Annotated in this window: 23 protein-coding genes and 1 pseudogene; 17 read left to right on the forward strand and 7 right to left on the reverse strand. The window is 71.8% G+C overall.

From position 1 onward, the window contains the following. Window positions 1-405: 405 nt before the first annotated feature. Entirely contained in the window at window positions 406-1,068 is a 663-nt protein-coding gene (locus ACYVHU_RS11760; RefSeq protein ID WP_078761373.1) for a TetR/AcrR family transcriptional regulator, read from the reverse strand. 115 nt (window positions 1,069-1,183) lie between these two features. Here ACYVHU_RS11760 and ACYVHU_RS11765 point away from each other — a divergent pair, with 115 nt between their 5' ends. Next, complete coding sequence (locus tag ACYVHU_RS11765; protein WP_078761192.1) at window positions 1,184-2,413, forward strand: winged helix DNA-binding domain-containing protein; 1,230 nt, start codon at window positions 1,184-1,186, stop codon at window positions 2,411-2,413. Beyond that, window positions 2,397-3,222 (forward strand): annotated as a pseudogene (locus tag ACYVHU_RS11770) (IS5 family transposase). Before ACYVHU_RS11765 ends, ACYVHU_RS11770 begins: the two are co-directional and overlap by 17 nt. A 172-nt stretch (window positions 3,223-3,394) precedes the next feature. Here ACYVHU_RS11770 and ACYVHU_RS11775 read toward each other — a convergent pair. Next, the gene (locus ACYVHU_RS11775; RefSeq protein ID WP_078761191.1) at window positions 3,395-3,865 is read right to left on the reverse strand and encodes a nuclear transport factor 2 family protein; all 471 of its coding nucleotides are present in this window, start codon (window positions 3,863-3,865) and stop codon (window positions 3,395-3,397) included. Window positions 3,866-4,025: 160 nt separating this feature from the next. Between ACYVHU_RS11775 and ACYVHU_RS11780 the strand changes: the two genes are divergently transcribed. Beyond that, on the forward strand, window positions 4,026-4,469 hold the full coding sequence (locus ACYVHU_RS11780) for an Rrf2 family transcriptional regulator (RefSeq protein WP_078761190.1): 444 nt from the start codon (window positions 4,026-4,028) through the stop codon (window positions 4,467-4,469). Window positions 4,470-5,387: 918 nt separating this feature from the next. Here ACYVHU_RS11780 and ACYVHU_RS11785 read toward each other — a convergent pair. Both ACYVHU_RS11785 and ACYVHU_RS11790 read right to left on the reverse strand, forming a co-directional pair. Continuing rightward, window positions 5,388-6,005 (reverse strand): YcaO-like family protein, encoded by a 618-nt coding sequence (locus ACYVHU_RS11785; protein WP_159457239.1) that lies wholly within the window; start codon window positions 6,003-6,005, stop codon window positions 5,388-5,390. Between the two features lie 566 nt (window positions 6,006-6,571). Continuing rightward, window positions 6,572-7,105, reverse strand: coding sequence for an SRPBCC family protein (locus tag ACYVHU_RS11790; protein ID WP_432940537.1), 534 nt, complete (start codon window positions 7,103-7,105; stop codon window positions 6,572-6,574). Window positions 7,106-7,377: 272 nt separating this feature from the next. Here ACYVHU_RS11790 and ACYVHU_RS11795 point away from each other — a divergent pair, with 272 nt between their 5' ends. From ACYVHU_RS11795 to vph, 10 genes are all read left to right on the forward strand, one after another. Next, window positions 7,378-7,830, forward strand: a complete 453-nt coding sequence (locus tag ACYVHU_RS11795; protein WP_498948367.1) for a hypothetical protein — start codon at window positions 7,378-7,380, stop codon at window positions 7,828-7,830. A gap of 1,043 nt (window positions 7,831-8,873) precedes the next feature. Next, a complete protein-coding gene (locus tag ACYVHU_RS11800; RefSeq protein WP_498948369.1) occupies window positions 8,874-9,926 on the forward strand; it encodes a threonine aldolase family protein in 1,053 nt (350 codons plus the stop codon). Between the two features lie 113 nt (window positions 9,927-10,039). Then, entirely contained in the window at window positions 10,040-10,531 is a 492-nt protein-coding gene (locus ACYVHU_RS11805; RefSeq protein WP_498948370.1) for a GNAT family N-acetyltransferase, read from the forward strand. A gap of 104 nt (window positions 10,532-10,635) precedes the next feature. Further along, window positions 10,636-11,187 carry a TetR/AcrR family transcriptional regulator gene (locus tag ACYVHU_RS11810; RefSeq protein WP_432940544.1) on the forward strand — a complete coding sequence of 184 codons (552 nt, stop codon included), beginning with the start codon at window positions 10,636-10,638 and terminating at the stop codon, window positions 11,185-11,187. Next, entirely contained in the window at window positions 11,181-11,519 is a 339-nt protein-coding gene (locus ACYVHU_RS11815; RefSeq protein WP_078761183.1) for a DMT family transporter, read from the forward strand. The genes ACYVHU_RS11810 and ACYVHU_RS11815 overlap by 7 nt, the downstream gene beginning before the upstream one ends. Further along, on the forward strand, window positions 11,519-11,842 hold the full coding sequence (locus tag ACYVHU_RS11820) for a DMT family transporter (RefSeq protein WP_078761182.1): 324 nt from the start codon (window positions 11,519-11,521) through the stop codon (window positions 11,840-11,842). The genes ACYVHU_RS11815 and ACYVHU_RS11820 overlap by 1 nt, the downstream gene beginning before the upstream one ends. Window positions 11,843-12,137: 295 nt before the next feature. Next, window positions 12,138-13,163, forward strand: a complete 1,026-nt coding sequence (locus ACYVHU_RS11825; RefSeq protein WP_432940548.1) for a DUF6924 domain-containing protein — start codon at window positions 12,138-12,140, stop codon at window positions 13,161-13,163. Between the two features lie 201 nt (window positions 13,164-13,364). Continuing rightward, the gene (locus ACYVHU_RS11830; RefSeq protein WP_498948373.1) at window positions 13,365-13,817 is read left to right on the forward strand and encodes a VOC family protein; all 453 of its coding nucleotides are present in this window, start codon (window positions 13,365-13,367) and stop codon (window positions 13,815-13,817) included. 406 nt (window positions 13,818-14,223) lie between these two features. After that, window positions 14,224-15,102: an LLM class flavin-dependent oxidoreductase gene (locus tag ACYVHU_RS11835; RefSeq protein ID WP_078761372.1), complete on the forward strand. Its 879-nt coding sequence runs from the start codon at window positions 14,224-14,226 to the stop codon at window positions 15,100-15,102. Between the two features lie 325 nt (window positions 15,103-15,427). Then, the gene (gene vph, locus ACYVHU_RS11840) at window positions 15,428-16,291 is read left to right on the forward strand and encodes a viomycin phosphotransferase (protein WP_078761179.1); all 864 of its coding nucleotides are present in this window, start codon (window positions 15,428-15,430) and stop codon (window positions 16,289-16,291) included. Window positions 16,292-16,454: 163 nt separating this feature from the next. Here the strand turns inward: vph and ACYVHU_RS11845 are convergent, their stop codons facing one another. Next, window positions 16,455-16,598, reverse strand: coding sequence for a hypothetical protein (locus ACYVHU_RS11845; protein WP_432940556.1), 144 nt, complete (start codon window positions 16,596-16,598; stop codon window positions 16,455-16,457). Here ACYVHU_RS11845 and ACYVHU_RS11850 point away from each other — a divergent pair. After that, on the forward strand, window positions 16,588-16,851 hold the full coding sequence (locus ACYVHU_RS11850; protein WP_498948375.1) for a Tn3 family transposase: 264 nt from the start codon (window positions 16,588-16,590) through the stop codon (window positions 16,849-16,851). The two genes, ACYVHU_RS11845 and ACYVHU_RS11850, sit on opposite strands and share 11 nt — an antisense overlap. Window positions 16,852-16,947: 96 nt before the next feature. On the opposite strand, the gene ACYVHU_RS11855 is transcribed toward ACYVHU_RS11850, so the two are convergent. Next, on the reverse strand, window positions 16,948-17,544 hold the full coding sequence (locus tag ACYVHU_RS11855; protein ID WP_078761371.1) for a helix-turn-helix domain-containing protein: 597 nt from the start codon (window positions 17,542-17,544) through the stop codon (window positions 16,948-16,950). 102 nt (window positions 17,545-17,646) lie between these two features. Here ACYVHU_RS11855 and ACYVHU_RS11860 point away from each other — a divergent pair, with 102 nt between their 5' ends. The 3 genes from ACYVHU_RS11860 (at window position 17,647) to ACYVHU_RS11870 (ending at window position 19,827) form a co-directional block, all read left to right on the forward strand. Beyond that, a complete protein-coding gene (locus tag ACYVHU_RS11860) occupies window positions 17,647-18,267 on the forward strand; it encodes a class I SAM-dependent methyltransferase (RefSeq protein ID WP_078761177.1) in 621 nt (206 codons plus the stop codon). A gap of 102 nt (window positions 18,268-18,369) precedes the next feature. Continuing rightward, on the forward strand, window positions 18,370-18,762 hold the full coding sequence (locus ACYVHU_RS11865; protein WP_498948583.1) for a DinB family protein: 393 nt from the start codon (window positions 18,370-18,372) through the stop codon (window positions 18,760-18,762). Window positions 18,763-18,792: 30 nt separating this feature from the next. Continuing rightward, entirely contained in the window at window positions 18,793-19,827 is a 1,035-nt protein-coding gene (locus ACYVHU_RS11870; RefSeq protein WP_078761175.1) for an alpha/beta fold hydrolase, read from the forward strand. Between the two features lie 391 nt (window positions 19,828-20,218). Here ACYVHU_RS11870 and ACYVHU_RS11875 read toward each other — a convergent pair whose 3' ends face one another. After that, a complete protein-coding gene (locus ACYVHU_RS11875) occupies window positions 20,219-20,395 on the reverse strand; it encodes a hypothetical protein (protein WP_159457237.1) in 177 nt (58 codons plus the stop codon). Between the last annotated feature and the right edge of the window lie 14 nt (window positions 20,396-20,409).

Consider the following 20,409-nt stretch of genomic DNA (forward strand, 5'->3'; position numbering starts at 1 on the left):
TGACGACGGCGGAGCGTCGGCCTGGACGCCGCTTCGGGCGGGGCGCGCACGGCCGGGTCGCCGGAATCCGATGGCCTCCCGGCACGACAGGCGGATCGGCAGATCCGGGGGCCGATCGCCCAGCGCCACCTGGAAGCCGCGTCACCGGGTGACGATCCACCCCTTCCAGGCCACCCGGTTCCCGTGCCTCCCGAGGCGAGGAGGCCGGCCGGCGGACGCCCGCTCCCGGACGGTCTTCCCGTCCCCTCCCCCGGCGGATGGAGATCCCTCGGCGGACGCGGTGCGGCCGGGGCGGGGACGGATCCCCGACCCGGCCCCACGTCGCGCGCGAGGAGAGGTCGTGGGCCGTGGCCGAAGGCCGTCGCTGTCCACGCCCACGCGCGGCTCGGCCGGGAGGCGGGCCTCTCAGGGCGCGTGGCCGGCCGCGAGGGGCGGCGCGTTGCGCAGCGCCGGCAGCACGACACCGTCGACCATCGAGACGAGGAAGTCCCGGTCGAACGGCTTGCGCTGGACGAGCGCCCGGTAGGCGGCCAACGAGGGGATGACCTGCGAGAGCGTGTCGATGTCGGCCGTGGCGGGGATCTCCCCCCGATCGGCCGCCCGCCGCATGAGAACGCGGTGGGCCTCGACCCACGGCTGGACGATCGCGGCAACGCCGGCGTCGGCGAGCGCCCGGTCCTGGGCGAGCAGCGAGGCCAGTCCCGCCATGACCTTGAGCCTGCGCTCGTCCTCCTCGGCCGACTGTGGTGTGAACAGCCCGAGCAGGTCGTCGCGGAGGGAGCCGGTGTCGGGCAGTCGCCCCAGGTCGACCTGACCGCGCTTCATGTGCGCCACCGCGTCGATGACCAGCTCCGATTTGGAGGGCCAGCGCCGGTACAGCGTGGCCTTGCCCGCCTTGGCCCGGGCGGCGACCATGTCCATGGTCAGCCGGGCGAAGCCGACATCGACGAGGACCGCGAGTGTCGCGTCGAGAATGTCGGCGTCGCGGGAGCGGTCCAGCCTGCGTCCGGGGCGCGCGGGCTCGCCGCCCGGGGGCGCGCAGTCGCGGGTGTCACCGTCCCTCGGCACGGCCGCCACCTCCTGATCTCGCCGTTCGACGAAACGGTACCAGGACGTACCGGAACCCTGTGGTACCGGAACGTACCGGTTTCGATACGGGGGCGCGGTGTGGAACGATGGGCCGATGCACCACGTGACCGACGACGAACGGCGCGCCCGGCTGGCCGTTCGGCACGCCCTGGCACCGCGATCGCGTGTCGACTCCCCCGAGGCGGTCACCCGGGCGATGACCGCGCTGCACGCGACCGAGCCGGCCACGGTCTACCTGTCCTGTCGGGCGCGCATGACCTCACCGACCCTCGCCGACATCGACCGGGCGCTCTATGAGGACCGTCACCTGGTCAAACAGCTCGCGATGCGGCGCACCCTCTTCGTGTTCGAACGCGAGCTCCTGCCGGCCGTGTGGCCGAGCGCGTCGGCCCGCGTCGCCGGGACCGAGCGCGCCCGCATGAGCGGGGACCTGGTCAGGGCGGGGATCGCCCGGGACGGGGTGGGCTGGCTCGAGGAGGCCAGGGCCGAGGTCCTCGCCCTGCTCGCCGAGGTTCCGGAGGGGTTGACGGCGGCCGACGTGCGCCGGGCCGTGCCGAGGATCGACGTGAAGGTCGCGGGAACGGCGGGCGAGACGTGGTCGGCGCCGCGGGTCCTCACCTATCTCGGCGCCACCGCGGACATCGTGCGCGGACTCAGCACGGGCCGGTTCCTGGCCCCACGGCCGCGCTGGACCCTGACGAGGCACTGGCTCGACGACGTTCCCGCGCCGCGAAGCGCCCAGGCCGGGTACCGGGAACTCGTCCGCCGCTGGCTCTACAGCTTCGGACCGGGAACCGAGGACGACATCGTCTGGTGGTTGGGAGCGACCAAGAAGGTCGTTCGCGCGGCGCTGGGCGAGCTGGAGGCCGTCGCGGTCCGCCTCGACGACGGCGCCACCGGGTGGCTCCTCCCCGACGACCTCGCCGAGGTGCCCGACCCGGGCGCGTGGGTCGCGCTGCTGCCGGTGCTGGATCCGACCGTCATGGGCTGGCGCGGGCGGGACTTCTACCTCGGCCCCCACCGAGACCAGCTCTTCGACCGTCGCGGTAACGCGGGCACCACGGTGTGGGTCAACGGCCGGGCGATCGGCTCGTGGGTGCAGGACACGGCGGGGACCGTCCGAGTGGACCTGCTCGAACCCGTCCCGGTCTCGACGCGGCGGGCCGTCGAGGAGGAGGCGGAACGGCTGACCGCCTGGCTCGACGGTGTCCGCGTGGGTACCGGTTACGTGTCACCGTCGATGAGGCGTGGATCGGAGGCGGGCCAGGGCCTGTCGTCAATGATCCTCGATCGGGGATCGTGGTCGGGTGGTACGCCGCCGTGAACCGTCCGATGCCGAGTGGGCCTTCGTGCAGCCGCTGCTGCCCCGGTCCGGGCGGGGCAGCAGCGGCTGGACGACCGGACGGTCCTGAACGGGATCGTGTGGAGGTTCCGGACCGGCACGGCCTGGCGGGACGTGCCCGAGCGATACGGCTCCTGGGCGACGCTGCACACCCGCTTCCGCCGATGGGCCAAGGACGGCACCTTCGAGCGGACGCTCCGAGCCGCCCAGGCCAGGGCCGACGCGGCCGGGGACACCGAGTGGCTGGTGTCGGTCGACTCCACGATCGTCCGGGCCCACCAGCACGCGGCCGGAGCACGAAGAGGGGGCTTTGCGCCCCGGGACTCGGCCGGTCCAGAGGCGGCCTGACCAGCAAAATCCACCTGGCCTGCGACGGCGCCGGCCGCCCGCTCGCCTTCACCGGCGGGAACACCAACGACTGCACCCAGTTCACCGCCGTGATGGAGGCGTTCTGGGTGCCCCGGCCGGGTCCAGGACGGCCCCGGGTCCGGCCCGGCCACGTCATCGGCGACAAGGGCTACAGCTCCAAGGCCATACGCACCTGGCTGCGGCGACGCAACATCCGGCACACCATCCCGGAACGGTCCGACCAGGTCCGCAACCGGCTCCGACGCGGCAGCCGTGGCGGACGCCCACCGGACTTCGACAAGCAGGTCTACAAGCGGCGTAACGTCGTCGAGCGGTGCTTCAACCGCCTCAAGCAGTGGCGCGGCATCGCCACCCGCCACGACAAGACCGCCGAGTCCTATCAAGCAGCCGTCACCCTCGCATCGCCGCTGATGTGGGCGTGACATTCGACGACACCGCCCACCTGCCGGCCAGGGCTGCCGATACTCGATGAGTCTGCCTGCCGGGTCGTGTCGGCGGTTGGGCGCGAACAACAACTTTGTTCGAGAAGCAACGCCGGGTATGCGGCCCGAAGAAGGGAGTGTCTTGTCGCATACTCGGCGCTGACCGGCAGAGTTACGCCGTCGTGGCTGCTGTCTCGGTGGCTTCGACTGCGGACTTGAAGTCAGGGTGGACCCCGATTTGATCAAGCCACACGCTCATCGAGTTGTAGCAGTTGAACCTTTCGATCTTTCCGTCACGGAGGTACCAGAGGTCCGCCGCCGGCACGTCGATCCGGTTCCCGGTCGGTGGGATCTCGCCGACCGGAGTCGGAAACCCTCCGAGATGCGTGCCCTGGATCCGCAACTCGACGGCGACGACATCACCGAACGCATGTACCTCGAGCAGCTCACGGTGTACATCGGGGAACGAGCGGGCGAGGCCCGCGATCACCTGAGGAATCTGCTCTCCGCGGAAACTCTGCGAGGTCGACATGTCGTTGAACGACCCGTCCTTGGTGAACAAGGCCAGGAAACCGTCACCGTCGAGAACGTTCCCTTCCGCGAGCCGGTAAGCCTCGCGAATGGTCTTTTCGTTACTTTCCATTCCTGTTCTCCTTTGAGTTCGCAACGCGCTCACGGTCCGCGCTTGTCTTTGATGGACCCTCCCGGCTGTCGTAACGATAATCGTTACAACGGATTGTCGCAACCTTCACTGTTGCGACTGCGCTGTCGTAACATGGAGCGTTGCGACCAGAGGAGGGGTCATGAGCGCCAACAGCAGGCTGACCATTGCCGCCCATGCGCTGGCCTGGATCGGTCTCTACCAACGCCAGGGCCACGAGGTCGCCACCTCCGAGAAGATCGCAGCCAGCGCGAACACCAACCCCGTGGTGATCAGGCGGCTGCTCGGCGAGCTGCGCAGGGCCGGGCTCGTGGAGTCCCGGCGGGGCGCGGGCGCGGGCTGGTCGCTGGCGCGCGAGCTGGGGTCGATCACCCTGCTCGACGTGTACGAGGCAGTGGAAGCCGGCCCGCTGTTCGCGATGCACCGCACCACCCCGGACCAGGGATGCGTGGTGGGTCACGGCATCCAGCCGGCAATGCGGGGCATCTACCAGGACATCGAGGAGACCCTGAGACACAAACTGGCCCGCGTCACGCTCGAGAAGGTACTCAGGGACGTACTCGCGGCACCCCGCCAGCCTCTCTGATCAGCTGGGCGGCCCCGTGCGAACCGTAGGGTTCGGCGTGGGTTCTGCCCACCGGGGCGGAGTGACGTGAGCGTGGAGATGGAATCCCGCGCCGAACGCGTTGGATCCGCCGCCGGAACAGACGGCTGGCGCAGGCCGAGCTCACCGCGGACCAGGCCGTGCTCGTCCAGCGGCTCTACGACGACGAGCGGGAGAAGACCGTCCAGCAGATCCCCGACAGATTCGGCGTGCCCCGTTTCACGGTGCACGGGCACCTCGACAACCCCGCCAGGCCCAGAAGGCTGCGACCGCCCACCACAAGGCCGCCAAGGAGAGGGCCCATGACGCCGCCTGGCCGGCGGGACCGGGGACGGAGTCGAGTACCGTGCTCGCTGCTCACGCGCCCCACCCTAGTCGGGGAGCGGCCGCCCGCTTCCTGATCACCAGCTGAGAAGACGCGGTCGCACGCCTGTCGGCGGCCCCACCGGGCACATGTGAGAGGTCCTCGCCGAGTCCCTCGGCCCCCATAGCGGGAGTGCCACTCGGTGAACAGGTTCTGGTCCCGGGTCCGAAAGTGCGTGGAGTCAAAGACCACCACGGTGGAGGAAGCACCCCACAGCCCGCTGTCACGGGCGGCGAAAGCGGCGTTGGCGTTCCGCCGGCCACCTCGGGGGTGAGGTGGCGGCGCCGCGCGTAGCGGATGTCCTCCTCGGTGTGGCCGTGCGTGCCGCCCACCCCCGCGCACCTGGTCCGGGAAGACGCGCAGGCGGAGTCCGGATGCTGAGGGCACCTGCCGGTTCCCAGGGCCCGACCCCCACACCGCTGGCGATCCGCCCAGAAGGGCGTGAGCGCGCGGGCCGGGCACCACCACGCTCACCGTGCATACACCGGTGGGGGCGGTGTGCACGACAGCGGCATAGGGGGTGTGGCCGCGCGCGGTCACGGCGGCCGTGAGCCCGCGCAGGTGGCCACCGGGGTGGCCGGCGCGGCGGTGTCGTGGAAGTCCACCGGCCGGGCCGCGGCCAGGTGCGGGCCGAAGTCGGCCCGGCCCGCCGCCAGCAGTACGGGATAGGCCCGCAGCGCGCGCAGATCGGGCGTGATGGCCTCCTGGCCGTCGTGGTCGGCCACGGCGGCGCACTGGACGAGTTCGCTCAGGGCGCGACCAGTGCCAGGCGGGCCGACAGCGATGCTCCTTGCCCTGCACCGGGACGCCCTCGCCGGACAGGGCGTACGCGCAGAACGCGGGTCCCCCAGGTCGGTGGTCATCTCCAGAAGGTGCACGGGACCACGCACCTTGCGCTGGGCCAGATCGTGCCACCGGGCGAGGTCATCGGGGAGGGACTCGGGTCGTAAGACGCGAGCCACGCGCCCACCAGGGCCGAGGAAGACCGTGGCCAGCAACAGCGAGTAGGCGCCGCGCTCCATCGCCTCGGCCAGGGCGTGGACCAGGGCCTCGGGGCGGGAGGCACCGATGGCGCTGCCGCTGTTGGCGCTGTAGCGGGCCGCGGACGTGTGGTCGTGGGTGTCGCCCAGGTGGGAGCGGAGCGGCGCCGGCACCGAGGTAGGAGGGGCAGGTGAGGAAGAGTGGAACGTCGACGGCGGGCGCGCGGCCGTCGAGCGCGGCGTGGACACGACATGCCGGCGGAGCCTCGGACCCTGGATCCAGGGCGAGGATGGCGGGGTCGGTCCCCCACACGCCGGCGGTGAGGGTCTGGACAGAGCGTAAGACGACGTGGTCGGGGCGCAACCTGCTCGCATGGGTGAGGGTGTGCTCCAGTGCCTCGAACACCGCGCCCACCCGGGCGGCGGCAGAGGTCCTCCTGGCCAACGCTGTGCCGGGTACGAGCTGACGAGGACGGCTCCACGGTTTCCAGGCCCGAGGAGAAGACCATCTCGGACCGCCGCCCCGATGAATGATGCAGACGGCCTGGAGGGGCGCGCCCTGTGCGGGGAGTGGCCGGAGGAGCGCGGGCCTGGCCGGCGCGGTCAGCGGTGGACCCCCATCACTCCCGCGCCGTCGCCCACGCCCTGACTTCGAGCGGCGAGGACCCGGCCTGTCGTGCCCAGACGACAAGCCCCCGTTCCCCGGGGCGGGCAGGCCCCCGTCTCCGATCGGGACCGGGCTATGAGCCCGGACGTTCGCACCGCTCCTTGACCGCGCGCAGGGTGGCCTCGATCCCGGCGCGCAGTTCCCGCAGGCGCCCGGCCACTATGTCCTGGGCCTTGTCGGGGAACCGTTCGACCGTCATGACCAGGCCCGAGCGGCCCGGACCGATCCGCACGCAGTACCGCAGCCGGGTACCGTCCCCTTCGGGGACCAGCTCGAACCGCCAAGTGGCCAGCCGTTCCGCCACGTCCGCCACGGGAGGCCCGAACCGTCCGTCGGCATCCATGACGGCCCAGGCGAACACGCGCGGAGGGGTGAACTCCACGATCTGGGAGACGGTCCGCCACTCGCCGATGGCGGGATGGTGGTTGTGGCCGGCAAAGCGCGCGCCCTCTTCCGGCCGGGTGGCGCCGCCGAGCCATTCGACCCCGCGCAGTTCGGGACTGACCCCGGCGGGCAGGGCGATGTCGGTCACCGCGTCCCAGACCCGCCCGGGCGCCGCCGCGACGTGGATCTCGGATTGACTGCTACGGCCTTCGACGTCGAACACGCGGACCCCCTGAACCAAGGCGTGATTGGTCGATTATGTCGCGGGGACCGAAGGAGGTCCCTTTCGCCCCCGAGGACGTGCCGAGGAGGGTGGCAGACTGGTCGGCGGACACGTCGCCCTTGAGAGAACAGACGGGCGGGGCCGGCGCGCGGCGGGAGACGACGCCCGGGCGCGCGAATCCGGTCCGCGCGTTCCGGCCGGGGCAGCTCCGTGACGGCTCCGCCCTCCCCGATGGCCGCACCGCGCGCGGGCGCGCGCAGGCAGGAGGAGCCATGCGACGTAGGTGGCGCAGGAGACCGGGTCGTGGGCTGATGGCGGTGGGAACCGCCCTGGCGTGGTTGGTCGCGGCCACCATGGTGATCCACGGGGTGTCGATCCTCCTCTTCGGGGTCCTCGACTCGTTCGGGCCGGTGGAGTGCGGCGGTGTCCCGATGAGCCGCGAAGACGTCTGCCGGACGAGCTACAACGGCGACCACCTCGGTGAGGCGGGGTACGAGGAGATGGCGCAGGCCCACGCCCGATCCCTGGCGAACGCGGTGGGAGTCGGCGCCCCCCTGGCCGTCGGAGGGACGGTGCTGTTCTTCGCGAGCCGACATCTCTTCCAGGCCGAGCTGCGGGCCCATGACACCCCCGCGCTGGCCTTCCAGTACGCGCATTGGCGGGCCGAACGATGCCCGAGGTGCGGCGGCTGCGTCCGGTGCGAGGTCTCCTGCTTCTGCGACTGACCGGCCGAGTCCGCCTCCTCTTCCCCGAAGGGACGGCCCGGACCCCGCCGGCCTGGGGCGGCCCCGCCGGGACGGGAGGGCGGGGGCGCGCCGGTGGCGCTGCCGCGTGGGATCTCCTCGCGATCCGCGCGCCGCTTCGGGCGGGGAGCCCACGGACATGGGCGTCGGATCGTCCGGGCGCGGCCGATGGGGACGGGCCCACCGCCCCTCCCCCGCTGGCGGATCTCTTCCCCAAAGCGTTGAGAATCCATGGCCACGCGCCCGCCCCCCGACAGGGCCGGCGGCCCGCCGTCGTCATCCGATGAGCCGGCCCCCAGTGGATCCTCGCCCTGGTCGGCCCGGGGCGCGTCGCCGAGAAGGCGGAGCCCCTCAAAGAAACCGACAAATGCCACGTTCTATACACTGAATGTGCTGTTCGGTGAAATAAGCCTCGAAATAGACGAGTGTGTGCCTGTCGTGCTCCCGGCCGGCGGGGCGGACCGCGCAGCGGCACGGGAACGCCCCGCGGGAACGTGGTGGCATGACCGGGGGAACGGGAGCGGGTCGGTGGGAAGACGTGATCCGGGGCCGGGCGCGGCCGGCGCCTCCCGGACGCCCGTCAAGGCCGTCCCGCCTTCTCCGTCCCGGCACGATCCCGGCTCACTCGGGGGAGCCGCCTGGTGGCGGGGATATCGGTCGAACGACGGCGGACCGACGACACCGCCATCGCGGACGGAAGGACCGGACCCGCGATGGGGACGCTCGACGCGATCCCGGTCCGGTGTCCGTCGCGGCGACCACCACGACCTCCGGCCGGCAACGGCCGCGTCGGCTCAACGGAGGCGAACCGACCGGTGCCCCGCACGCGGCCGGACGGGGCGATCATCTGCCGGCCGTCGCCGGGCACATGACCGCAGTCCCGGCCGGGACCCCACGACCTGGGCCGGCCGGCCCGCTCACCGTTGCAGGGGACGCTTCCACCATCCACCGGACCGGTTCCCAACAGGGGGTGTCACCGCCGGCATCGCCTCCCCGTCATCGACCAGAAGGACAGGTTCCTCGCCATGAGCTCCACCACTCCCGTTGCTCGCGCGTTCACCAGCGACAACGTCGCCGGCGCCGCACCGGAGATCCTCGAAGCCGTGGTCGCGGCGGCCGGCGGCCAGGCCCCGCCCTACGGCGCGGACCGGATCAGCGCCAGCGCCCGCGACCGGTTCGACGAGCTCTTCGAACGCGAGGTCGATGTCCTGTTCGTCTCCACCGGTTCGGCCGCCAACGCCCTGGGGCTGGCGGCCCTGACCCCGCCGTGGGGCAGCGTGCTCTGCCACCACGACAGCCACATCAACAACGACGAGTGCGGTGCGCCGGAGTTCTTCACGGGCGGAGCCAAGCTCGTCCCCCTGCCCGGGGACGACGCCAAGATCGACCCCGACCGGCTGCGCGTGGCCGCGCGCCGCAAGGCCGGTGACGTGCACAGCGTGCAACCCTCCGCGGTGAGCATCACCCAGGCCACCGAGACCGGCGCCGTCTACACGCTCGACGAGATCCGCGCCCTCACCTCCTGCGCCCGGGAGGCGGGGCTGCGCGTCCACATGGACGGCGCCCGCTTCGCCAACGCCGTCGCCGCGCTCGGCTGCTCCCCCGCCGAGATGACCTGGCGGGCCGGGGTCGACGTGCTCTCCTTCGGGGGGACCAAGAACGGCCCCCTGACAGTCGATGCAATCGTTATTTTTGACCGCTCGCTCACCGGCGAACTCACCTTCCGGGCCAAGCGCGCGGGGCAGCTCTCCTCCAAGATGCGCTTCCACACCGCCCAGTTCGACGCCTACCTGACCGATGACCTGTGGCTGCGCAACGCGCGCAACGCCAACGCGATGGCCGCGCGCCTGGAAGAGGGGCTCAAGGCCGTCCCCGGGGTCGCGCTCCTGGGCGCGGCCGAGGCGAACATCCTCTTCTGCCGGCTTCCCCAGCAGGTCATCGACGGGCTCTTGAGTAAGGGATACGGCTTCTACCACGACCGCTGGGAGCCGGGGGTCGTCCGTTTCGTCACCTCCTTCGCCACCACGCGAGCGGAGGTGGACGGGTTGGTCGACGCGGTTCGCCGGCTCGCCGCCTGATCGGCCGGTGCGGCGCTCCCACCGCTCCGGCCGCGGGCCGCACGGGGACCTCACGGTCCATCGGAGGCCGACCGGCTCGGAGGGTCCGGCACGGCCGACGCTACCTTGGGGGCGTGCAGATCGTTCCTCGCCCCTATGACCACCCCGACGTCCAGGAGCTGGTCGGACGGCTCCAGGCCGAGTACATCCGGATCTACGGGAGCCCTGACGCGGGGCCGGTATCACCGGGACAGTTCTCCCCGCCGCGCGGGACCTTCGCCGTGGGCTACCACGGTGGCGTTCCCGTGGGCATGGGCGGCTGGCGGCTGCGGGAGGACGGGCGGGCCGAGCTCAAGCGTCTCTACGTCGTCGACGAGCACAGGGGGAAGGGATACGCCCGTTCCCTTCTGGCCTGGTTGGAGGAGTCCGCGGCCGGGGCGGGGGCCGCTGAGATCGTCTTGGAGACGCACGAGAAACAGCCGGCGGCGGTCGGCCTGTACCGCTCCTGCGGTTACACCGACGTGCCGCCCTTCGGCCACTACGCCGACGACCCGCTCACGGTCTCTCTCGGGCGCGCGCTGCCGCATCGTTCCCGGGGCGCCGAGGGGCGGAGAGTGCGCGGATGATCGGAATCCGCTGTGGACGCCGGTCGGGGACGAGCGGCGTCCTGTCGCGTCACCCGTGAAGGACATCGCTCTTTTCTTTACCTTACGTACGGTAAAGTGCGGGGGTGCGCCCCAGTTCCAAGACCGCGATCCTGGACGCCGCCCTGCGCGTGGTCGACCGCGAGGGCGGCGCCGACATCTCCTACGAGGCCGTCGCCTCCGAGTCCGGACTCACCAAGGCCGGGGTGATGTACCACTTCCCCACCCGCGACGCGCTGATGCTCGCCGTCGTCGAGCACGCCGCCCTGCGGTGGGAGCGGGCGCTGCTGGAGGTCCTGGACGTCCCGTTCGAACGGGCCGGCGCCCGCGAGCGCATCCGCGCCTACGCCACCGTGGCCGCCCGCCCGGACGTCCTGTCCCCCGCCGACTTCTTCGTCTACTTCGAGGCCCTGTACCACCCGGCCCTCGCCGAACCCTGGAAACGGGTCTTCTCCCGTTGGTTCGCCTTCGACCCCCAGGCCTCCGCCGACGAACGGGCGCGGCTCACCCTGGCCCGTCTGGCCGCCGACGGCCTGTGGGTCGCCACGACCACCGACGTGCTCGCCCCCGAGGAGCGGGACCGCCAGGCCGTGATCGACCTGCTCCTGAGACTGACCGAGGAGGACTCCCCGTGCTGAAGTGGGCGTTGCTGGCGGGCGCCATCGTCTCCGAGGTGACCGCCACCCTCTCCCTGCGCGCGGCCATCGACGCCCCCTGGTGGTACGCCGTGGTCGTCGTGGGCTACGGCGCCGCGTTCACCCTGCTGGCGCTGGTCCTGGCACGTGGCATGCCCGTGGGGGTGGCCTACGGCATCTGGGCGGCGGCCGGCGTGGCGTTGACCGCGCTCCTGGCCACCCTGCTGTTCGACGATCCCTTCACCTGGCCCATGGCCGCCGGCATCGCCCTGATCATCGGAGGCGTGCTGCTGGTGGAGACCGGATCCCACACCGCCGAGAAGGAGACCGTGTGATGGGGTGGGCCTACCTGTTCGGGGCCATTCTCAGCGAGGTCGCCGGGACCATGGCGCTGCGCCTGACCGACGGGTTTCGCGCCAAGGTCTGGATCGCGCCGATGCTGGCGGCCTACCTGCTGGCCTTCACCCTGCTCTCCCTCTCCCTGCGGACGGGCATGCCGGTGGGGGTGGCCTACGGCATCTGGGCCGCCGTCGGGGTGGCGTTGACGGCCCTCCTCGCCCGGCTGCTGTTCAAGGACCCGCTGACCTGGCGGATGGGTCTGGGCATCGTGGCCATCATCGGGGGTGTCCTGCTCGTCGAGACCGGCGCCCACGCCTGATCCGGCCACGCGGCTCCCGCGGGCGGTGCTCGCGGCTCCCGACCGGGGCGGCCGAGGACCTTCGCCGCGCGAACAGGCGGTTGCCGGCGGTGGAAGCGGCGGACGGTCCCGGGGGGCGACGTCGCCGCGCCGGTGGCCGCCCCGGACGGCCACCGACCCCGACCCGATGACCAGGCGATCCGGGCGACGAGGCCACGGCCGTGCCCAAGGAGCGGACGCGGCCGGCGGAATTCTGTCCGTCCCCACGGATACAACGGGGAGACCTGCGTTCCACGGCGATGACGAGGTGTTCCCGATGTCCCGTTCCGCTCTGCCCCTGCCCTCGGCCGACGACGGCCCGCGCGTTCCCGGCATGCTGCTGGTCCGCGCCGGCCACGACGACGAGGCCTGGCAGGACGTGCTCTCCCGCATGGGCGACCTGCCCGGCCTGGTCACACCGGGCCGCGCCCGCCAGGACCACGTCACGGCTTCACAGGAGCCCATCCCCCGACGCCTGCTCGTGGTGGACGACCCCGCGTGGCGGGGTGCCACCCCCGATGAGGTGCGTGACGCCCTCGGCGGAGAGGGGAGATGGGTTCCCGATCTGGTCCTGCTCGCCACCGGCGGGACCGAGGCCGATCCCCGCCTGCGTCCGTTGCTGGCGTTCCGCGGCACCGATGGAGACCTGTTCTGGATCACGCCCCGGCAAGCCGCCCTCACCCACCTGGTGCTGCATCACCCCTACCTCCACCTCACCCTGGAGGACTTCGAGCAGTGGGCTCCCGCCGACCCCGAGGGGGAGATCGAAGGCGATGAGACCGCCGAGGAGGAGTGGGAGGCGGGGCCTTCCGGCCCCGTGGGCGCCTATCTGGAGACACGGTCCTCTCCACCGCGCTATGAGCGCCCGACCAGGCCGCTGCCTCTGCTCACGCCGGACAAGGACGGCCTGCTCGTGCGCACGGACTTCAGCGATGACGCCGCCTGGACGTCGTTCCTGAGCGCCGTACGCCACCCGGCGGAGCACGACGACGTCATCGACGACTTCGGCCACTACATCGACATCGTGGACGACCCGGCGTTCGAGGGAGCCACGCCGGAACAGGTGATGGCGTCGGTCCACCACCACACCGACCAGTCGAGTCTGGACACCGTGGTGATCGCGGACGCGGACGCCATGCGCGGCCCCGACCACTGTGCCCTGATCGTGCCGCTGCTGGATCGCATCGGGTGGAATTTCAGGCTGGTTCCCGAAGAGGTCGGGTCCCTGGTGGTCAACCTGGCCCTCAGCAACATGGACATCGAGGACTACATGGACGATGAGACCAGGGCGGCCCTCTGGTGACCACCGCGCGGCCGCGGGGGCGTGTGGGACGGGAAAGCCCCTGAAACCCGACAGGCATGCCCCGCCAGGAAACGACGTCGGGATCGCCCGTGGTCGGCGATTCCAGGCAGAGGGCGCCCGGGGCGAAGCGGTAGACGGCCACGGGAGCGTCGGTATGCCGTGGTTTGCGACCGGACTCAGGTAACCAGTATGAGTGGCTCCATGGCATTGCACTGGAAGCTCGTCATCGACGCCCACAACGCTCCCGCTCTCGCGGACTTCTGGGCCGCGGCGCTGGAGTACGAGGTCGAGGACCCTGGCGCGCTCATCGAGCGGCTGCTGGCCGCCGGCCACATCGACGCGGAGGCGGTGGCCGAGCACAACGGGCGTCGGATCTTCCGCGGCTACGCCGCCGTCCGTCACCCCGACGACCCCTATGACGAGATCAGCGGCGTCGGGCACGGCCGGCGCCTGCTCTTCCAGGAGGTGCCCGAGGACAAGCCCGGCAAGAACCGCCTGCACATCGACGTGCACGCGGGCTCCGGCGGCCTCGACGATCTGGTGGCCCGGCTGGAGTCACTGGGGGCCACCCGCGTCCGCGAGGTCGACAACGGCCCCGCTGGGCACTGGTGGATCATGCTCGACCCCGAGGGCAACGAGTTCTGCGCCGCCTAGGGCCGGGCCGCGAACGACCACGGTGAGGCGCGTGGACGTCGAAGGACGAGGAGCACCGTGGAATTCGGCGACGCTCCCTCGCCCGCCGGTCGATGGCGCGTCCTTCCAAGGCGCGGAACCGTCGGCGTCGGTGGGCGGGGCACGGCCGTGGGTGCTGTCGGCGCGGCCCAGCAGGGGCGTACCGGCGATGGGGGCGACGCCCTGAAGGCGTGCCGCCGGGCACGCGGGCGGAGGCGTGGCTCGACGGCCCGCCGGGCGCCCCATGCCCCCCGGCTTCCCGAACGCGGCCCGCCCCGGCTCTTCCGGGAGGCCCGTGACCGGGGTGCTCCTCGGCGCCCGGCCCCGCTTCGTTCCCCCCGATTCCCGGATTGACCTCAATCTAAGTTGAGGTTCTAGCGTCGTGGCCATGAGGATCAGCACCACGCTTCCCACGAACGAGGCGGGCGTCCCCGATGTCGCCATGGCACGACACCTTGAGGAGCTGGGCTACGACGCCGTGTCGATGCCCGACGTCGTCGCCGGTGACGGCACGCCGGCGTTCGACGCCACGCTCGTCCTGGCCGCCGCCGCGGCGGCCACCGACCGGATCGGGCTCGAATTCGGCGTGCTCAGCCTGCCGACGCGGCCGACGGCCTGGGTCGCCACGCAGGTACAGACACTCCAGCACCTGTCGGGTGGCCGCGTCGTCCTCGGCGTCGGGATCGGCGGCTTCCCCGACGCGCCGTTCTGGCGCGCCGTGGGCGTGCCGGTCCAGGCCCGCGGCCGCAGGACCGACGCCGCGCTCGATGTTCTGCCCGGCCTCATCAGGGGCGAGCGCGTCGTGGTCGAGGGGGCGGAGATCACGCTGGCGCCGGGCGCGCCGGTGCCGCCCATCCTGATCGGCGGTAACTCCGAGGCCGCGATGCGCCGCGCCGTACTGTACGGAGACGGCTGGGCGCCCTCCCTCATCAGTCCGGAGGATCTGGCCGCCAAGGCCGTCCGGCTACGCGAGATCGCCGACGAGCTGGGGCGCCCCGTGCCCCGTGTCTCCGTGGGCGGCCACGCGTTCCTCACGGACGATCCGGCCGCCGTCGCCTCCTTTGTCAGGTCCCTGGTCGATGTGCACGGGATGGCCCCGGACGCGGCGGCGAACATTCCGGTCACCGGAAGCCCGGCGCGGGTCGCCGAACGGCTCGCCGCCTACGCCGAGGCCGGGGCCGAATCGATCGGACTCGGACTCGACGGCGGTGACTGGCGGCGCCAGGCCGAACGCCTCTCCGAGGCCAGGCGGGCCATGACCGCTTAGCCGTCTGGTACCGCAAGACCGGGCGCACGGGTGGAGGGGGGCCGAGGGCGAGCTGCGCTTCACCTCGGCCCCCCTCCCGGGCCGGCCCGGCCAAGGCGCACGTCGGTCGGCCGTGGCGTTCCTCAGGCCGTCCCGCGGCCCCGAGCCCCGCACCGGTGTCCGCGCCGCCGCCCGCCTCCCCGATACCCTGGCCGCTCGACGCCGGGAACGGGCCCGCCCACCGTGAGAAGGGCGTCCGCCCAGCGGACGTCCATTCGCCGACGCGGTCCACCAGCGCGTCGCGCACATCGTCTCCGCCCCACCGAAGGATCCAGAGGCCGCCCCCGTGAGCATCCGTACGACGCATCGCGCTCTGCTGAGCCGTCTGCTGCCCGATGACGAAACCGACGGTCTCGTCGTACGTCAGGGGCAGTTCCACATCGTGGTCATCGGCTCAGACCGCGTCGTGTGCCTGCCCCGCACCCGGGCAGCGGCCGCCCGGTTGCCCGAGCGGGTGGCCGCACTGCGCACCCTCGCCCGCCTCGACCTCGGCTTCCGCACACCCGAGCCGCTGTCCCAGAGCGGCGCCCACGACATCGACGGGACACCGTTCCTGGTACTCGATCGCATCCCCGGGGAACCACTGGAAACCGACGCGCTCGACGATGAACGGGTGCTCGACACCGTGGCGGCGCAGTACGCCACGCTGCTGTGCAGCCTGGCCCGTGCCGGCACCGACGAGACGGTACGAGCGGTTCTCCCCCAGGCACCGGAAGACCGGTGGCGGCGGTTCGCCGAGGACGTGCGCGCGGAACTGTTCCAGCTCATGTCCGACAGCGGGCGCCTACGGGCCGAGCGGGAACTCGCGGCGCTCGACGGGCTGCCCCATGTCACCCGAGCGGTGGTGCATGGCGATCTCGGCGCCGAGAACGTCCTGTGGGAGTGGACGCACGGCCTGCCGCGCCTTTCCGGAGTACTCGACTGGGACGAGGTCGCGCTCGGGGACCCGGCCGAGGACCTCGCGGCCATCGGTGCCGGCTACGGTCGTGAGCTGCTGGGGCGGCTGCTCGCCCTGGGAGACTGGTCAGACCACGGACTCCCCGCCCGCATCACCGCGATCCGTGGCACATTCGCCCTGCAGCAGGCCCTCTCCGCCATCCGTGACGGCGACGAGGAAGAGCTCGCGGACGGCCTGGCCGACTACCGCTGAGGCGCGCCGGCACATCCGCGTCGTCGAACACTCCGTATCAGCGGCCATCCGGCGGCCCCACACGGTCATGGTGCGGCCCGTCGGTGACGTTCCAGGTCACCGCCCATACGCGGGTGCCAGCAACGACCGTGTCACCAGCCCCGGACGGGGACGGACGCGCTGATCAGCGCCGGTCGGCGCCAGGCGCGAGGGCGGTGACGCGGTTTTCGTACTCGCGGCGGGCCTTGCGCTGTGCCGGGACCGCCGGGGCGCCGCCCTGGCCGCCGGCGAAGCGGCTGGAGCAGGAGAGCAAGGCGATGAAGTTCAACACGGTGATCTTCCACAACGCCCTGGACACCGCGGAGGTCGGGCGGCAGCTGCTGGAGGAGGGATGGGAGATCGTCCCGGAAGACCTGGCGCGCATCTCGCCGTACCTGACCGAGCACATCAACCGGTTCGGCGAGTACAGCACCCACGAACCCGGTATTCAGCCCGGCGCGTACGACCCGAGAATCGACGTCGACTTCACCCCGCTGCGCGAGCAGGGCCTGACCGCCGCCGGTCTCGGTCAGGCCGCTTGACCGATCACGCGCCTTCTTGGATCGACCGGTCGGTCGACCCAGGTCCGAGCTCACCGCCGGCTGTCGCACGGGAGCGCGGCGGCGCCGGCCCCTGGTTCAATCCCTCTGCGGTGCCCGGCCGGGACCGGCGCGCAGGTGCGCACGCGTCCCCTGCGGACCGAACAGGACAAGGAGTTCGACCGCGCCGCCGTCCGCGCTGCCCAGCCAGTGGGGCAGCGCCGTGTCGAATTCAGCCGCCTCACCGGACGACAGGACCAGGTCGCGCTCACCGACCAGCAGCCGCAGCCGCCCGTTGAGCACGTACAGCCATTCGGAGCCCTCGTGGGTCTGCGGCGTCGGCACCAGCGGTTCCGGGCTCGCCGGAATGATCATCTTGAAGGCCTGGGTGCCTCCCGGCCGGCGGGACAGAGGCACGAACACCATACCGAACCGCCGGATCGGCTTCAGGTGGATACGGGGATCACCGGTACGCGGGGCGCCGACGAGGTCGTCCAGGGGGACGCCGTAGGTACGGGCCAGCGGGAGCAGCAGCTCCAGGGTCACCCGGCGTCGTCCGCTCTCCAGCCGGGACAGCGTGCTCTCCGAGACCCCGGTCACCGCCGCGAGCGCGGCCAGGGTGATGCCGCGTTCGCGGCGCAGCGCCCGCAGCCGGGGCCCCACGGAGCCGAGCGCGTCCTTCGGTTCACCGTTCACCACGCCATCTTGCAGGAACTGCAAGACGGCGTGCAATTCGCGACGGTCCGGGCAAGAGTGGGCCGCGTCCCCCGGCAACGGCAAGAACAAGGAGGGTCATCGATGAGCACCACTGATGCGGCCGCGTTCTGGAACGACCTGTACGCGAACCGCCCGGCACCCGCCGATCCGCAGCCGAACGCGACGCTCACCGAGACGGTAGCGGGCCTGCCGCCCGGCACCGCGCTGGACCTGGGGTGCGGCGATGGCGGTGACGCGCTCTGGCTCGCCCGTCAGGGGTGGCAGGTCACCGCCGTCGACGTGTCGGCCGTGGCGGTCAGGCGCCTTGCCGGACTCGCCGCCTCGTACGGCCTGGCCGGGCGCATCGCGGCCGAGCGGCACGACCTGCGCGAGACCTTCCCCGGCGGCGCGTTCGACCTCGTCTGCGCCCACTATCTGCACACCCCCTTCGACCTGGACCGGACGGCCGTGCTGCGTGCGGCCGCGCACGCCCTGCGCCCGGGCGGGCGGCTGCTGGTCGTCGACCACGGTTCGGCCGCTCCCTGGTCATGGGAGCAGGACGCCCACTTCCCGTCCCCGCAGGAGGTCGCCGCCGACATCGCCCTGGACGCGGGGACGTGGGTGGTCGAGCGTGCCGCCGCACCCCGCCGGACCGCTACCGGTCCGGGAGGGCGTACGGCCGAGGTCACCGACCACGTACTGGTCATCCACCGCGCCGGCTGAACCCGCCCGGCCCACCGAGAGAAGACACGATGCCCGCCGCCCCGTACCGGAAGCAGTGAGACCGAGGTCCTGCGCGGATTTCTCGGCTACCTGCGCGAATCGATCGCCGCAAAGGTCGAGGGCACCCCCGAACCGCAGGTCCGCACGTACAGAACGCCTTCGGGTACGAATCTGCTCGGCCTGCTCCACCATCTCACCGCCGTCGAGCGGGCCACCTTCCTCGGGGAGGAGGTCGCCGACTGGCAGGCGACCTTCGACGCCTCGCCCGCGGACAGCGTGGCCGGCGTCGTCGCCCGCTACCGGGAGACCGTCGCGCGCGCCGACGCCGTCCTGGACGGATGCACCGGCCTCGGCGCACCCGTGCCCCGCCCGCGGACGGGCGAACCCGCTCCCAGCATCCGCTGGGCCCTCGCGCACATGATCGAGGAGACCGGCCGCCACGCCGGGCACGCGGACATCCTGCGCGAACTGATCGACGGCACCACCGGACGCTGACCCCACCACCGCACCAGAGACACAGGACACATGACAATCGCAAAACGACGCTTCGACCGCCGCTCATCCCGCCTCACACGCCCCTTGGCCGCCACCGCGCTCGCCTTCGCCCTGACGACCGGTGCCACCGCCTGCGCCGCACAGGCCCCCGAAGTACCCGCGCACACCACCATCACCCACGACGACTCGGAGTTCACCGGCACCTTCCAGCACGAGTTCGCCGACGTCGAAGGCGTCCGCATGCACTACGTCAAGGGCGGCAGCGGCTCGCCGGTGGTACTGCTGCACGGCTGGCCGCAGACCTGGTACAGCTGGTGGGAGATCATGCCGGAGCTCGCCGAGCACCACACCGTCTACGCCGTCGACCTCCCCGGGCTCGGCGACAGCACTGGCTCGCCGACCGGCTACGACAAGGCCACCCTGGCACGATACGTCCACACTCTGATCGCCGAGCAGCTTGGCGTGCGTGACGCCCGGGTCGTGGGACACGACCTGGGCGCCGCGGTCGCCTTCCAGTACGCCGCCCAGTTCCCCGAGGACACCGAACTCCTCGGCTACCTCGACCTGCCGCTGCCCGGACCCGCGATGGACGGCGCCGCGTACCGCTCACTGAGCTGGCACATCGCCTTCCACTCCCAGCCCCGCGTCCCCGAGGCGGTCGTCGGGAACGACGTCCGCGACTACCTGGAACTGTTCTACCCGCAGGTCGCCTTCGAGGGATCGTCGTTCGGCGGCACCGCGCAACGGTCCCCATTCAGCGACGAGGAGATCGACGAATACGCGCGCACCTACAGCCGGCCCGAGGTGCTGAAGGGCGGCTTCGAGCTCTACCGCAGTCTCGACAAGGACGCCGCCGACACCGAGGCGGCAGCTCCGGTGGAGGTCCCGACCCTGATCATGACGGCGCAGGGGCAGCTCGAGGGGGTGCGCTCCACCGTGGAGCCGCACATGACCGACATCGTGCGGGCAGTGGATGTGCCCCGGGCGGGCCACTGGCTGGTCGAGGAGAACCCTGAATTCGTCACGGAGGAGTTGCTGCGCTTCCTCGGCCGCTCCCGATCGTAGGCCCTGTTCTCGTACAGCTGCGACGAAGGGACAGGTGAGGATCGGGTCTGCGTCCGCCGTGAAGGTCGGCGGTGCAGCGGTCGGCGTAGCGGCGGTTCCGATTCGAGGCCGGCTTATCGGACTTCCGTTGCCTGATGGTGCGTCAGGATGATGCCGCAGTAAACGCCGCATTGCGGCAGAGCCGGAGGGGCCGGGACAGTCATGACGATCGAACCAGTGACCGGTCTCAAGAACAGGGGCGCACTTCGGTTGCCGCGCGCTCGGGGCGTACCTCTGCCCGCCCCGAGCGCGTCGTACACCGCGGCGGTCGAGCGCTACCTCACCGGCGCGGGCATCGCGAAGTCCTCCGCCCGGGTCTGCCGGATCTCCCCCGCGGCGTGGGGATGGATGCTCACCGGCGAACCGGCGTCGACCGGATTCCCGAGTTCGTCCCGTAGGCATGGACGGCGGGCATCAGCCGCTCGGCGAGCACCTCCGGCGCCAGCCGGGCGGCGATGCGCGCGATCCGGTCCGGCGTCGGCGGCTCGATGAACTCCTCGCGGCGGTGCTTCAGCAACTCCTCGCGCACCCGGTCGGCGCTCC

It is taken from the genome of Marinactinospora endophytica (assembly GCF_054780875.1).